General features: G+C 64.5%; 13 protein-coding genes and 1 tRNA gene. 12 read left to right on the plus strand and 2 right to left on the minus strand.

Features of this window, described 5'->3' with window-relative positions:
• Positions 1-18 precede the first annotated feature (18 nt).
• Positions 19-657 carry a ribonuclease HII gene (gene rnhB, locus J2754_RS07595; protein ID WP_211087073.1) on the minus strand — a complete coding sequence of 213 codons (639 nt, stop codon included), beginning with the start codon at positions 655-657 and terminating at the stop codon, positions 19-21.
• A complete protein-coding gene (locus J2754_RS07600) occupies positions 654-1,961 on the minus strand; it encodes a tRNA pseudouridine(54/55) synthase Pus10 (RefSeq protein WP_211087074.1) in 1,308 nt (435 codons plus the stop codon). Before J2754_RS07600 ends, rnhB begins: the two co-directional genes overlap by 4 nt.
• Positions 1,962-2,057: 96 nt before the next feature.
• Here J2754_RS07600 and J2754_RS07605 point away from each other — a divergent pair, with 96 nt between their 5' ends.
• The 12 genes from J2754_RS07605 (at position 2,058) to J2754_RS07660 (ending at position 13,299) form a co-directional block, all read left to right on the plus strand.
• A complete protein-coding gene (locus tag J2754_RS07605) occupies positions 2,058-3,032 on the plus strand; it encodes a DUF7544 domain-containing protein (RefSeq protein ID WP_211087075.1) in 975 nt (324 codons plus the stop codon).
• 45 nt (positions 3,033-3,077) lie between these two features.
• Positions 3,078-3,674: a tRNA (pseudouridine(54)-N(1))-methyltransferase TrmY gene (trmY, locus tag J2754_RS07610; RefSeq protein ID WP_211087076.1), complete on the plus strand. Its 597-nt coding sequence runs from the start codon at positions 3,078-3,080 to the stop codon at positions 3,672-3,674.
• A gap of 50 nt (positions 3,675-3,724) precedes the next feature.
• Positions 3,725-3,797, plus strand: a tRNA-Pro gene (locus tag J2754_RS07615).
• A 230-nt stretch (positions 3,798-4,027) separates the two neighbouring features.
• The gene (locus tag J2754_RS07620) at positions 4,028-4,840 is read left to right on the plus strand and encodes a hypothetical protein (RefSeq protein WP_211087077.1); all 813 of its coding nucleotides are present in this window, start codon (positions 4,028-4,030) and stop codon (positions 4,838-4,840) included.
• A gap of 55 nt (positions 4,841-4,895) precedes the next feature.
• A complete protein-coding gene (locus J2754_RS07625) occupies positions 4,896-5,375 on the plus strand; it encodes a S24/S26 family peptidase (protein ID WP_211087078.1) in 480 nt (159 codons plus the stop codon).
• A gap of 48 nt (positions 5,376-5,423) precedes the next feature.
• Positions 5,424-7,637 carry a carboxypeptidase regulatory-like domain-containing protein gene (locus J2754_RS07630; RefSeq protein ID WP_211087079.1) on the plus strand — a complete coding sequence of 738 codons (2,214 nt, stop codon included), beginning with the start codon at positions 5,424-5,426 and terminating at the stop codon, positions 7,635-7,637.
• A gap of 153 nt (positions 7,638-7,790) precedes the next feature.
• The gene (locus J2754_RS07635; protein ID WP_211087080.1) at positions 7,791-7,994 is read left to right on the plus strand and encodes a hypothetical protein; all 204 of its coding nucleotides are present in this window, start codon (positions 7,791-7,793) and stop codon (positions 7,992-7,994) included.
• A 28-nt stretch (positions 7,995-8,022) separates the two neighbouring features.
• Positions 8,023-10,215: an Env/VP5 family phage fusion protein gene (locus J2754_RS07640; RefSeq protein ID WP_211087081.1), complete on the plus strand. Its 2,193-nt coding sequence runs from the start codon at positions 8,023-8,025 to the stop codon at positions 10,213-10,215.
• Positions 10,216-10,219: 4 nt separating this feature from the next.
• Positions 10,220-10,444: a hypothetical protein gene (locus J2754_RS07645; RefSeq protein WP_211087082.1), complete on the plus strand. Its 225-nt coding sequence runs from the start codon at positions 10,220-10,222 to the stop codon at positions 10,442-10,444.
• 50 nt (positions 10,445-10,494) lie between these two features.
• Complete coding sequence (locus J2754_RS07650) at positions 10,495-11,133, plus strand: DUF8063 family protein (protein ID WP_211087083.1); 639 nt, start codon at positions 10,495-10,497, stop codon at positions 11,131-11,133.
• A gap of 1 nt (position 11,134) precedes the next feature.
• Complete coding sequence (locus J2754_RS07655; protein ID WP_211087084.1) at positions 11,135-11,926, plus strand: hypothetical protein; 792 nt, start codon at positions 11,135-11,137, stop codon at positions 11,924-11,926.
• Positions 11,923-13,299: a DUF5763 domain-containing protein gene (locus J2754_RS07660; RefSeq protein WP_211087085.1), complete on the plus strand. Its 1,377-nt coding sequence runs from the start codon at positions 11,923-11,925 to the stop codon at positions 13,297-13,299. Before J2754_RS07655 ends, J2754_RS07660 begins: the two co-directional genes overlap by 4 nt.
• The last annotated feature ends 69 nt before the right edge of the window (positions 13,300-13,368 follow it).

Genomic DNA, 13,368 nt, shown 5'->3' on the forward strand with positions numbered 1-13,368 from the left:
GGCCCACGCGTAAAACCGTTAAAAGTCGTCGAGCGCGGACTGCGACGCGGCCGCGAGCACGTCGTCGCACGTGCGCCACGACTCGCGCGCGGGATCGGGCAGCGTTCCGTGCTCGCTGACGTGCTCGCGGAGGAACGCCATAGTGCGCTCGTCGCCCGGATAGCCGCTCCCGACGTCGCCGTACTCCTCGGCGAGCGCGGCGACGTGGTCGTCACGCGCGACCTTCGCGACGATGCTCGCCGCGCCGACGATCTCGTGGGCGTCGTCCGCCCCGTGCTCCGCGACGACGTCGACGTCACCGTCGAGACGCGACGCCACGCGTCGTCCGAAGCGCGCGGCGTCCACGTCACCGCCGTCTACGACGCCCGCGAGTCCGTCGTAGTCGACGGCCGCGAGCGCTCGCGCGTGTGCCGCCACGGTGAGCGTGTTCATGTCCGTCTCGGGGGCGTCGATCTCCTCGACCGTGACCTCGGCGACCCCGACGTCGGCGACGTCGCGGATCGCGGCGTCGAGCTCGTCGCGGCGCGCGGGCGAGAGGCGCTTCGAGTCCCGTACCCCCGCGGGGAGGTCGGCGGGGTCGCAGACGACCGCCGCCGCGAACATCGAGCCGAGGACGGGGCCCTTGCCGGCCTCGTCGACGCCGAAACGCCGCGTCATCGCTCCGCGGGCGCCTCCCGGAAGTAGTCCGGGTCCTCGAAGGACTCCGCCTCGCCCTCGACGGCGAGCACGTCGAGCTCCGTCACGTGACACGGGGTCCCGAGCAGGCCGGCGAGCGACGGCGTCGTCCAGCCCTCGTCGCTGGAGACGAGCTCCTTGATGTAGAGCCCGCCCTCGCCGTGGATCTCGACCGTCGCGTGGGTCTCGTCCTCAAGCTCGCCCGAGACCGCGTACGCTTCGCGGACGCGGGTCTTCGCCGCGCGCCGGTGCGAGACGCGCTTGGGCGTGTCCTGCTCGATCGTCGCGCCGTCGAGTTCCGCGAGCGCCGCCTCGAACTCTGTTTCGTCGACCGGTTCGTCGAACGCGACGCGCGCGCGGTACGTCTTCGAGGCGTCGAGCTCCTTCACGCGCTCGACCATGTCGTACGTCGCGAGGCGCAACCCCTCGACCTCGACTTTCTCCGTGGACTCGTTGATCTCGGCTTCGAGCGCGTCGACGTCCGGGAAGCGATCGCGGGGGTGTTTCACCTCGACGACGAACGGCCGCCCGGTCCCGAGCATCTTCGCGTCGATGTCCTCGCGACCCGCGCCGTGGAACGACGAGTCGTCGCCGCCCATCGCCGCGAGGATCGGCGGCGAGACGAGTTGCTCGACCGACTCCTCGTACATGTAGCCCGTGCCGTCGCAGTGGATGCAGGTCTCGCCGCCGCGTCGCCCCGTCCCGTTGCACTCCCGACACGGCCACTCAGTCTGTGGGATCTCCCGCGAGCGCTTCCGGTAGCGGCCGTAGACGAACGCGGGGTTCACCTGCGCGTCCACGACCCCCGCGTCGATGTCCAGGACGAAGAGGACGTCCGGTCGTTCGAAGTCGACGTCCGTTCCGGTCAGCTCGCCGACGCGCTTGCCGACCTCGCGGTTGAACTCGGACTTGAACGGCTCGCCGCCCTCCGTGAGGCCGGCGCTCTCGCGCAACAGCGCCTCGTTCTCCTCGACGAGCGGCGGGGCGCGCGTTCCCACCTGGTAGGTGGCGAAATCGACGTCGCTCTCCCCGTCACCGCTGAGGGCCGCGACGGCGCGTTCCGCCCACTCGTCGAACGTCGCGCAGAGGCCCTCGCAGACCCAGCAGTCGTCGGTCGCGACGTCCTCGTGTGGTTCGTCGTCGTCGAGCTCGACGCTCACCCGCAGGGCCGCGCCCCGCTCGGCGTTCGTCAGCCCGAAACTCCGATCGGCGAACTGCCGGCCGAGACAGGCGTCGCAGACCGGGCCGTTCTCGACGACGGCCCGCGCGTCCTCAAGGAGGCTCATACCGCCGTCTCGTCGCGCGCAGGGACGAAGCCTTCGGTTTCGCCGGACGCGCGACGCAGAACAACAGCTAACTCCCCCGCCGCCGACTAGCCGGATGTGTCCCTCCACGCAGTCGACGACATCGACGACGCGATCTCCGTCACGATCGCCTTCTGCCGCGGCCTCGCGCCGCGGGAGTGGCTGAAACTCGCCCTGATCGCCCTGCTCTCCGGCGGCACCGCCGGGGCGTCCTCGTTCACCGGCTCGTTCGACTTCGGCGGGTCCGGACCGACCGGCGGGCCCGAGCCCGGGATGATGCCGGGCGGCCTCCCCGCGGTCGACGCCGCCACGATCGTCGCAGCGGTCGCCGGCCTCGTCGTCCTCGCGCTCCTCCTCGGCGCCGTCTCCGCGACGTTCCAGTTCGTCTTCGTCGACGCGCTCGTCGAACGCGACGTCAGCGTCCGCCGACCGTTCGGCGCCCACTGGCGTGACGGCGTCCGCGTCCTCGCCTTCGAAGTCGCGATCGGCCTCGTCGTCCTCCTCGCGTTCGCGCTCGCCCTCGGTCCGCTGCTCGTCGGTCTCCCCGTCGGCGCCCTCTTCCTCCTCCTGCTCCCCGTCGCCGGCCTCGTCGCGCTCCTCGCGTCCGTCGTCACGGGCTTCACCCGCGCGTTCGTCGTCCCGATCATGTACCACGGCGACGTCGGCGTCCTCGCCGCGTGGCGCCGCCTCCTCGGCGTCGTCCGCGCGAGCCTGAGCGAGTACGGCGTCTTCGTCGTCCTGAACTTCGTCCTCTCGCTCGCCGGCGGGATGCTCGTCGGCATCGGCGTGGCCATCGCCGCGGTCGTCGTCGCGATCCCGTTCGGCCTCGCCTTCGGTCTCCCGTTCGCCCTCGCCGGCGCGAGCGGTGCGCTCGCGTGGACGTGGCTCGCCGTCGGGCTCCTGCTCGGCGGCCTCACGTTCCTCCTCGCCGTCGGTCTCGTCACCGCCCCCGTACAGGCCGCGCTGCGCTACTACGCCCTCCTCCTGCTCGGCGATACCGCCCCCGAGCTGGCGCTCGTCGCCGACCAGCGCCGCGCCGCGCGCGAGGACTGACCCGCACTCCGCGGGATTCAAGCCCACAGCGCCGCCAGACTCCACATGCGCCACTTCGTCGTCCACGGTCACGACGCCCCCATGACGGCCGACTTCGACCTCTCCGATCTCGCCGGCGGCGCGGGCCGCCTCGACGTCCTCTGCCGCTGCGTCGGCGCGGGGCTCTTCCTCTCGCACGGCGTCCGCGAGGACGTCCGCGTCAGCCTCGTCCTCGCCGACGAACTCACCGTCCGCTTCGAGGGGAGCGAGATCCGCTATCTCAACCCTGACGAGCGCAACATCGCGGGCATGGTTCGCAAGGCGATCGGAGCGACGGACCGAGCCATCGGCCACCGCGAGGCCGAACCGTCGCCGGGCGTCTACGTCTCGAAGCGCGGGTTCGCGCCGACCGTCGAAGCCGCCGCCCGCGGCGGCACCGTCGTCCAACTCCACGAGGACGGCCGCCCGCTCGCCGACGTCGAACCCCCGGAGACCCCCGTGTTCGTCCTCTCCGATCACCGCGATTTCACCGACGCGGAGGCGTCGCTCCTCGCCGACGCGAGTGACGAACGCGTCCGCGTCGGTCCCGCGGTCCTCCACGCCGACCACACCATCGCGGTCGCGCACAACTACCTCGACACCCGGGGCTACACGCGTTACTGACCCCGCCCTTTCGGAAGCGTTAAAGGCGACGCACGCTTTCGAGGAACTGCGGGCCGGTGGGGTAGCTTGGTATCCTTCGGCCTTCGGGTGGCCGTAACCGCGATTCGAATTCGCGCCGGCCCACTATAGTCCGCAGCCACACGGGGTTCGACCTCAACCGCAGTACGGGTTGGGGTTCCGGAACCTTTCAGTGGCTTTCTGCGCCGTGATTCCACTCCAAGTGACAACCACACGTCCGCCTTCTTGCGATTATGTGGATCGGACGTGCGTTCCGGTGGCTGCCAAGCTCCATCAGAAAACCAAAGTATTAAGTAATCGACATATAAGGGGTCGGAGCCCCATCTACGGACAGTATGGGGACAGTCGAGCGATACCGTGAGGACTGGCCGCGAGAGGACTGGACAGTTACTAACCGTCACGGAATTGGCGTGTACGTCGATGGGGACAGGTTGTGCCCCGCGGCGACGAGCATCATCGAGCAGATGATGCGCCGTGGCAAGCTCAACCCGCCCATCTACGGGACGGACGGTTACGAGCGACGGGCAGAGAACCCGGAGTTGATTTTCTGGTACGCGCGACGCCTCGGCGAACTGGCACACGACCGGATCGCAGCCCGGGTCGATGAAACGTACGACCGGGACACACAGGGCATTGTGCGCCGTATCCGCCGGCTAGACGGATTGCCGGAGGACGTCGAGGAACTTGACGTAATCGGCGAGCTGTACCGGTACCGTGACGCGAATGTGAGGTCGGATCTAGTCCATCAAGCAGAGAAGGACGTAGGAGCGTTGATGACGGCGTGGGAGGAATGGAGGTCGGCGTTCAGCTGGGTGGTGCCTTTTCGCGCGGAATACGGGATGCTCAGGGAGCACACGCAGTGGGATGACGTCGCGTGGGGATTGCGGCCCGATTTACTGGCGTACGACAGTGGTGAGGTCGTTGCGGTCTGTATCAAGACTGGGAGCCGGATCACGGACGCGCACCGGATGCAGGGCATCGTGACATACCATTCGTCGATGGATATTGATGGAGTTGAGATCGTGCGATTGGACAGGGAGAGAGAATGGTACAAGAGGGAAACGGTTGATCCCCAAGGAGATCGGTATATGTGCCTCTACGCGGATTACCTCGACGCGTCCGTCAGGGTGTTCCGCTCGATCAATTAGGTGTCTGCCCCTCGTCGGCTGCATCATTTACCAACGGGTCACTGACCAGCGAGTGATGCGGACGCGCAGTATCATCATCGCCCTACTTGTGATCATCACAATCGAGTCCATCGTCTTCGCAGCCCTGACTACGGGCGCAGTTGACGTGACGCGACCCACGGATACTGGCTCGATGCGCCCGACCTACGACGGTGATGATGTGGTCATCCTCACGTCAGCCGGTGACGTGCAGTCCGGCGACATCATCCTGATCACGCCGCCGGACTGGGAGACACGAGACGACGATGAGCCCTCACACGTGCTGCACCGTGCGCTGTTCCACGTCGAGGAGGGCGAGAACTGGTACGACCGCGCTGACGAGCAGTACGTCGGCGAGGCGGACTCGTGCTCGGAGTTGCGGTACTGCCCCGCGCCCCGCGATGGATGGATCACGAAGGGGGACAACAACCGGATGTACGATCAGGCAGGTGGGCTGTTGCCGGTGGTACCGCGAGGCTGGGTGACGGGTTCCCCCGCTGTGTCCGTCTCGCTTTGACCCCTCGGTCGAGTGTCACTTTTCCGACTTGAACGATGATCTGGAAGTGTGCAGTTCGACAAGCACACTTCGACGTTTACCGTTGCTGTTGTAGTGCTGATGCTAGCTGTTTCGCCACTCGCCCCCGTAATCGGTGGTGGGCTGGTCGGGACAGCGAGCGCCAGCCACGACGGTACGCTGCCACACGACGCCGTTATTGTCGCCGGGAATTACGGCAGTCTCTCGGTCTATGACGGCAGTCAGAAGATCATGAGTACTAGCCTCGGTGGGGACATTTCCTACACCGAGTACGACACGGAACGCGATCAGATCATCGCCTATCACAAGGATTCTAACGGCAACGCCACTGTGTCTGCCCTGTCACCGAGCGATGGTTCGGTGAAATGGCAAACCAGTGTTCCAGCGACCTCTACCGGGTCTGACGGCACTCTGGGCCCCAATCACGCTTACCTTTCCGCGTCCACCGATAGTGGCACGGAATACTACAAGTACGACCTCAGTACTGGTGAACGCGTGAATACCTTCAGTGGCCCCGGGATGGACATTGAGTACGTACCGGGTGATGGCGTACTGGGTGCTGTGAGCGGCGGGACAGTCTACGCCGTGAATACCACCGATGGTAGCACCCTCTGGTCACAGAACAGCTCTGTCGGCACCCATACGTTGAAAGCCCACGCTGACGGTCGAGTGGCAGTTTCCGGATCTAGTGGTGTGATGATGCTCGACAACTTCGCAAGCGGCTACAACGAGCAGTGGACGAAGACCAGCGGGACGGGCGCCTCGTATGAACCCGGCCATCTCTCGTGGACAGCTAACGGCACCCTCGTGACCGAGTCGACCACCGGCACGTCCAGTGACGTCGTGTACGTGCTGGACGCTAGCGACGGATCTGAAGTAGCTATCCACGACTCCACGAGTGCGCAGTGGTCGATGTCCGAGATGATCACCACTGACGGGGCAGGGTCGATGTACGGCGCTATCGGCAGTCCGCCTGCCGATGTGGCTACGATGAGTCTCTCGGATGGTAGCGTGACCACCGAGTACACGGTGTCTGACCAGATGGTCTCCTCGATGACGAGTGTGTTCGGGGCGCACGACTACCAGCTTGAGCCAACCACCTACACCGTGGATGGTACCGTGACTGATAGCTCTGGCAACGCTATCGAGGGTGCTTCTGTGACCATCACGAACTCCAGTGGTTCGGAGGTCGGTACGACTACGACTGCTTCGGACGGTACGTACAGCATCTCGGGTATCCAGAGTGGCACGGACTACACCGTCGAGGCCAGTGCGTCCGGTTATACGTCCTCGACGCAGACAGTGGACGTGTCCTCGGCGACCACGGTTGACCTGTCCCTCAGCACGGCGTCGTACTCCTACTCGGCGACCGTGGAGGACGCTAGCGGTACGGCCATCGGGGGCGCGACCGTTGAACTCCTCGACAACTCGGGCAACGTGGTGTCCAGCGGAACGACCGCTTCGGACGGCACGATCAGCCTGTCCGCCCCGAGCGGGACGTACGAGGTTGAGGTCTCCGCGGACGGCTACGATTCGGCGAGCGGTTCCGCCGACCTGTCCACCAGCGGTGACTCCGGTACGTTCTCGCTCTCGGAGAGCACGTACGTGCTTGACGGTACGGTGACTGATAGCGCCGGCACGGCCATCGAGAATGCGTCGGTGACGCTTCTCGACTCCTCTGGGAACACCGTGAAGGAGGTCTCGACGGCCAGCGATGGCACGTACTCGTTCTCTGGTGTGAAGAGCGGTGACTACACCGTCGAAGTCGCCGCCTCGGACTACGCGGCTGGCAGCAAGACGGTGACCGTCTCCGGCGCATCCACCGTGGACTTCAGCCTCGCGCAGACCGTCTGGACGGCGACGCACGACCGTCCCAGCGATGGCACCCCGGGCATGGTGTTCGCCGAGTTCGAGGCATCTGGTGACGCCGTGATCACCGTCGAAGCCCACAACGCCAGCAGCGGCGAGTGGGAGACTGTCGTTGACGCTAAGCAGTACACCGTCAACGGAACCGCGGACGACGTCGACGGTGTTGAGGTCGACCTTGACGGCTACGCCAGCGAGGACTACGACCAGTACCGCGTCACCGTCGAAGACGTCGAACCCGCCAACACGGGTGTCGCCGTGGACACCGCTGGCGGTGGTGGTGTGCCCGGTAGCGATGGTGGCGTGCCGTTCGCCGTCGTCGTTGTCGGCGCGGGCCTGCTCCTCGCTGGCGGTGCGGCTATCGCCTTCGAGGAGTAGCGCAGTTAACCAACCAGTCTTTCCTCGTTTCTTTCACCGCCCCCAGCAGCGTGTGCTGTTTTGACCCCGGTACCCGTCGCTCGGTTAACACTTATTCGAGTTGACAGGTATAGTTCCTGATGCTGTATGGCACCTCAAGCCAACGAAGGCATGATGGCCAAGGTTGTCGGCGGAGGCGTTTCGTCCTACGCCGGTGTTGACTCTGTGCTGCAGATTCTGACCAGTAACGGGCTTCACGCGACAATCGCGGGCAGCAACAGTACTGCTGCTGCCGCGGTTGCGCTCCTCGTCCTCGTGCTTGCGATGGTCTACATCGCCACGATCGCGGGGGTTGTACAGTTCTCGAGCCCACGCTAACCAGTCCTCTTTCCGCTTTTACGTGATTATGAACGCAGAACACGAACAGACTGACGACGACCATGAAGCCCGCGACGACGAGCAGTCGCAGAACCGATCTACAATGACTCGCCGACAGATGCTCAAGGTAAGCGGCGGGGCCGCAGCCGCGGCCGCTACTGGCGGAGCCTCGGTCTCGACCGCAGAGTCCACCGATGACGGCAGTGACAGCACCGGGAAGCACGAGGCACCAAACTCGATAGATGGGGCCGAAGTGGACGTGGAGTACGCGCTCCAGACCGCGGCGAAGACCACGGAAGCGTCGATGATGGTGTTGACGACGCCCATCTCGGCGCCCCTTTACGCAGCCGGCGGCGTCTACGGTGTGACAAATATGGCGCACTGGCTCGCCGGGAAGTGGGGGACTGACCCGGACAAGGCGCAGAACGAGCAGCTCCGACTGGACGTGAACGCCCATTGCAGGACGCTACGCGACAACATGCAGTCCCTGATGAAGCAGAGCTTCAACAACTTCGAAATGCTGAACAACAACGCCCTCATCGCCGGGGAAGTCGCCGCCGTGAAGGCGATTAAGGACGGCGAGTCCGAGGCAAACGTCGCTGCCGACGCGCAGGCGCGCGTCGAGGACATGGTGGCCGTCCACGAGGAGAACGTCTACCGGATCTGGGAGTCCGTCATCGTCCGGGCGGCGAACCTGCGAGCGCAGGAAGTGACTGGCTACGCCGACAGCGACTACGACCCGTCGATCGTCTACCACCGGAACGTCAACGGAGACCCTGACCGAGTCATCGGGACGCGTTCGTTCGACATCGAACTCGTCAACGGCGAGACCATCACGACCGAGGCGCTCGTCGCGGCCAAGACCGACGGCAGTGGCGACATCCTCTACGTCCACCCCATCTTCGCGAAGTCGGGGAAGGTGCCGAACTACGACCAGCTCAGCAGCGACGCTGACGGCATGATGGCCCAGCTCTCCGCCAACGGGGACACGTACGACAAGTGGGAGAACCACGGCCTCACGTGCAAGAAGTACGACGAGAACAACGATCTCGTGCGGCTGTTCAGCACTGATGGGTGGATCCAAGACCTCCTGCCGGACTTCGGCGCCGAGTCTGATGGTCAGTGGTCTGACTACATCCAGCTGCATGTCATCGACCGGGCGAGTACGCTGACGAGCGACATGCAGCAGTACGTCAGTGACCTGTTCTCGGCGCTCAGCAGCGGCGAAATCGAGAACGTCGAGGAGGTCATGAGTCCGCAGGCGTACGCCGAACTTCTCGCCGGCGACTGGCTGGAGACCGGCAGCACGGGCTTCCCCATCGGGGCTGCCCGGATGGGTGGCTACTCGACTGACATCAAGCGGAAGGGCACGTACGTCCACGTCGACGGGGACGGCGAGAACCAGTCCTACAGCGGGGCAAACCTCCTGTGGGACTCGAGGAACCCACCCGATCTGGGCAGCCTGTCGGCGGAGACGCTCGGCGGGAGCAGCTGGACGATCAACGCCCCGATCGGTTCGGGATCCACCCTGCACCTAGACGGCCTGCCCGAGAGCGGGGTGGAGTTCTCCGCGTCGCACAGCAGCGAGTCCATGGACTCGATCGGCGTGAAGCTGGGCACGGGCGATAGCGCGACCCCGGTCGCGGCCACGTCCGCCTCAAACATCAGCCCGAAGCGCGTCGAGTGGGAGGACGCCCTGTCCCAGCACGGCGTCAGTCACGGGGACACCGTAACGATCGCCGTCGAGGCGTCGACCGGGGGCGGGAGCAGCACGACCGTTACCGCCACCGAAATCAAGGTTCTCGTCGAGACGCGCCTTCGGGTCGGTTCCGAGTACACGGTACCGAGCAAAGCGACCGTTTACATCGCCGACAAGAACGGTATGCACACGATTCCGAGTGGAGATGCCGTCCGGATCGAGTCCGCGAAGGATGCGAACGGGAACGCACTCGACTACCTGACCGTCGGCGACGAAACGCTCGTGACGCTTGACGACACGGATGACGTTCAGGAGCAGTGGAACAACATTCTCGAGTCGCAGCAGGATGTTGAGGAGGAGACGCCGGACGGTGACGACACAATCGGTGACGACGGCCCCGGTGGTGGCGGGATCAACTTCGGCGATGGAATCGGACTGACGCACGTGCTTGGAGGCGTGGGGGTTCTAACGGTTCTCAGCGGCCTCGCGTCACTTGTCGACGGCGACAACAACCGCCGGTGATACTATGCTGAAGGAACTACTGCTACGGAGCAATCCAGCCGGGATGGCGCTTCTCGCGCTCCCGAGGATCCTCCGTCTGCTCCTCACGCTGTCGATCATCGCGTCAGCAATTGCAACGGTCGTGATGGGGCTTTACGCGGTCGGTATCGACCCCCTCGGTATCGCGTACGACTGGTTCGTCGGCCTCGTGGAGCAAGCGGTGAAGGATGCGGTCGGCGACGCCCTGTGACCCCTTTCGCGGGTGCGTCTTTTCCCGGTTGAGCGTGGATCTACTGATGGATGTATCGGTTTGCTGTCATTCTGGCAGTCCTACTGGCAGTTGCTTCCTTCGCACCCCTCACCGGGGGCGTAGGCGTCGCCGCTGCGCAAGAGGAGACTCCCTCTTCCGACGCAAACGGGGACGCCGCAGACGACGAAAACGACGGTGAGAGCAACGAACAAGAAGAAGCTACCAACGACGAGGACAGAACAGTACTACACGAGCTGAAAGAGGACGGTGAAAGCGAGCCCGGTGCGGTCATCACGGACATCACGTGGGACGGCCGTACGGCCAAGATCACCGTCCACGCGAACGACTACACGACCCTCTCGGTGAACGACGCCGGCGCCTTCGTCGGCATCAGCGAGGGTTCCAGCAGCGAGATTGACTACGAGACCTACACGATTCCTTCCGGTCAGACGCGGACAATCGAGTTCGATGTTGCTGGCGGAACTGGTGTCAAGGCCATCGCCATCACCGGGCACGGGACGATGATTGGTGCCGTTGAGGACGGCTACGGTATCATCTCCGGTTCTGCGTCGTGGGCCGAGGTACAGGCTGGCGCTGCTGCCGGGATCCTGTTCGGTTCGGGAATCCCGACCGCAATGACCGTCATCATCGCAGTCGCGGGTCGCTGGAACCACCAGCGGGTGTTCTGATATGATCGGGTCACGACTCGCGCCATTCGTCGCTGTCGGCGAGTGGCTCTGGGCTCGCAAATTCAAGGTGATGACCGTTGTCTTCGGCGTTCTCTTCGCCGCGGTCGCGTCCTCGGCCTACCTCGGCTTTGGAGTCAGCGACGTGCCGCTGTGGGGCTGGGTGTTCGCCGCCTCCAGCGCAGCCGCTGCACCGGTCGGACTCATTGCTGCTGTCCTCATCGTCGTCGTTCTGTACTCCCCTGAAGGAGTCCCGCTGCACGAGATCGATCCCGTCGACGGCGATGCCGCCGGCCACCTCATCAGCGAGGAGAAGTGGGAGGATCTAGTCGTCGTGGACAGCAAGGGCCGCGAGGTCGAGAAGACGCAGCTCCACACGATCAACACGCTGCTTGGTGTCGGATACGAGGTCAAGCGGTACAACCCGTCCACCAACGTCGCACAACTCTCCTTCGCTGCGGAAACCAAAGCCGTCGAACTCCGTCGGAATCGACAGACCGTCGAGGCACTTGACGAGCAGTACTCGGATGTCGTCGACAATCTCGTGGAAGTCCGAGCGCGGCACAAGCACGCGACCCGAGAAGCAGTCAAGGACTCCACGATGGAGATGCTGACCATCATGGAGGGCATCGACGTGCCCGCCGGCGAGAACTTCGTCACGGACATTATTAACGAGAAGACCGAGGAAGCGCGCATCGACGAGATGGCGACGATCGACGATGTCGCCGGGGAACTGGACTACGAGGAAGACACGACTCTGGACATGGACTCCCTCAACCGCTCTAACGAACAATGAGTGACAACACCGAATCAGAGGAACGCTACCCCGCGTCGATGCTGCGCGAGTACGCGACCGATGACCTCGACGCCGACCACAGTGACGTGTACAGGCACGCAGGACTGATCCAAGACGACGAGATGCGGGCAGTCGTCACGTATCTCGCCAGCATCTACGACCCGAATTACCACGAGGAACTCCCCGCGACCTTCTGGGAGACGGATACAGCGAAGAAGATTATCCGCAAGTACGGCACGGAACAGGCCCAACGCGCCGTCGAAAGCGGGCACGAAGATCTTCTGAACTACATCGTCGGCCTCCCGCAGCTGGAGACCGACCTCTCTGGCCTACACACGCTAGAGTGGCTCCGCGATTGGGTCACTCGCGTCGCAGCAATCACGATCATCTCGGGTCATATGGGCGCGGGGAAGACCGACTTCGCCCTCCTTCTCGGCGAAGTCTGGTCGCACGTGATGGAGGAAGCCGGCGAGAAGCACGCCGTCTTCTCGAACATCACGACCCTCGAGGAGTCCGACGCGAACGTCACAAAGATGTCCCGGCTGAAGGAACTCGCCGAGCGCGACGAGGACGAGGAGTTCCTGATGATCTGGGACGAGGCTTCCAGCCACGCCTCAGGATACGCCGGCGACGCACAAGAGGTGCAAGACCAGCTCCGCCGGTTCACCCGGATGATCAGGAAGAACGGCGGGTACCTCATCATCATCGGCCACGCCAAAGGCGGTGCCGACATTCACCCGGACGTCCGCCGTCTCGCCCAGTCGGTCTACAAGTTCGGCAAGAAGAATGCCTCCATCTACTACGGCATCGAAGACCGTGGGTACACCGACCGACTCAACGACCTCGGCGGCATCCCGCAGACGAACTGGTCGTTCGACACCGAGGAAGAGAGCGACTGGGAGTGGGATCTCGAGGACGAGGAGGCCGAGGAGTACGACGACGCCGACGACGAGGAACCTGAGTGGGAGATGTGCCGCGGTATCAGAACGAACGGCGAACCCTGTCGCCAGCCCGCGCACGTCCTCGACGAATACGGCTTCTGTGACTCGCACGAGGAGCAGTACCAGCAGTACCGCGACATCCTCGACGACCCTGAACACGAGCGGTGCCGCGGGACGTGCGATGACGGCTCGGAGTGTATGATGCCGCCGCACGCCCCACTCGATGACCACGGGTACTGCCCCGACCACCAAGACCAACACGACCCCGACGAAGACGATGGAGACAACGAGGACGAGGAGATCGCCGCCGACGACGAGCAGCAGTGCAAGGGCACAACCGATGAGGGCGAGCGATGCAGTCGTACCGGGCATCACATCCGGCAGAATGGGTACTGCGACCTGCATCAAGACCAAGCCGGCGACGAGGAGTAGCCCCGGGGCGGGATCGCGAGCGTGCTCGCACGCGGGCGCGACCTCAGACACCCCCTTCCCTGAACCAGA

This window comes from Halarchaeum nitratireducens (assembly GCF_017874695.1).
GTDB lineage: Archaea > Halobacteriota > Halobacteria > Halobacteriales > Halobacteriaceae > Halarchaeum > Halarchaeum nitratireducens.

Bases quoted from the DNA above. Each gene is read 5' to 3' on its own strand.
- rnhB (WP_211087073.1), bottom strand. From the start codon at position 657: ATGACGCGGCGTTTCGGCGTCGACGAGGCCGGCAAGGGCCCCGTCCTC.
- J2754_RS07600 (WP_211087074.1), bottom strand. From the start codon at position 1,961: ATGAGCCTCCTTGAGGACGCGCGGGCCGTCGTCGAGAACGGCCCGGTC.
- trmY (WP_211087076.1), top strand. From the start codon at position 3,078: ATGCGCCACTTCGTCGTCCACGGTCACGACGCCCCCATGACGGCCGAC.
- J2754_RS07620 (WP_211087077.1), top strand. From the start codon at position 4,028: ATGGGGACAGTCGAGCGATACCGTGAGGACTGGCCGCGAGAGGACTGG.
- J2754_RS07625 (WP_211087078.1), top strand. From the start codon at position 4,896: ATGCGGACGCGCAGTATCATCATCGCCCTACTTGTGATCATCACAATC.
- J2754_RS07635 (WP_211087080.1), top strand. From the start codon at position 7,791: ATGGCCAAGGTTGTCGGCGGAGGCGTTTCGTCCTACGCCGGTGTTGAC.
- J2754_RS07640 (WP_211087081.1), top strand. From the start codon at position 8,023: ATGAACGCAGAACACGAACAGACTGACGACGACCATGAAGCCCGCGAC.
- J2754_RS07645 (WP_211087082.1), top strand. From the start codon at position 10,220: ATGCTGAAGGAACTACTGCTACGGAGCAATCCAGCCGGGATGGCGCTT.
- J2754_RS07650 (WP_211087083.1), top strand. From the start codon at position 10,495: ATGTATCGGTTTGCTGTCATTCTGGCAGTCCTACTGGCAGTTGCTTCC.
- J2754_RS07655 (WP_211087084.1), top strand. From the start codon at position 11,135: ATGATCGGGTCACGACTCGCGCCATTCGTCGCTGTCGGCGAGTGGCTC.
- J2754_RS07660 (WP_211087085.1), top strand. From the start codon at position 11,923: ATGAGTGACAACACCGAATCAGAGGAACGCTACCCCGCGTCGATGCTG.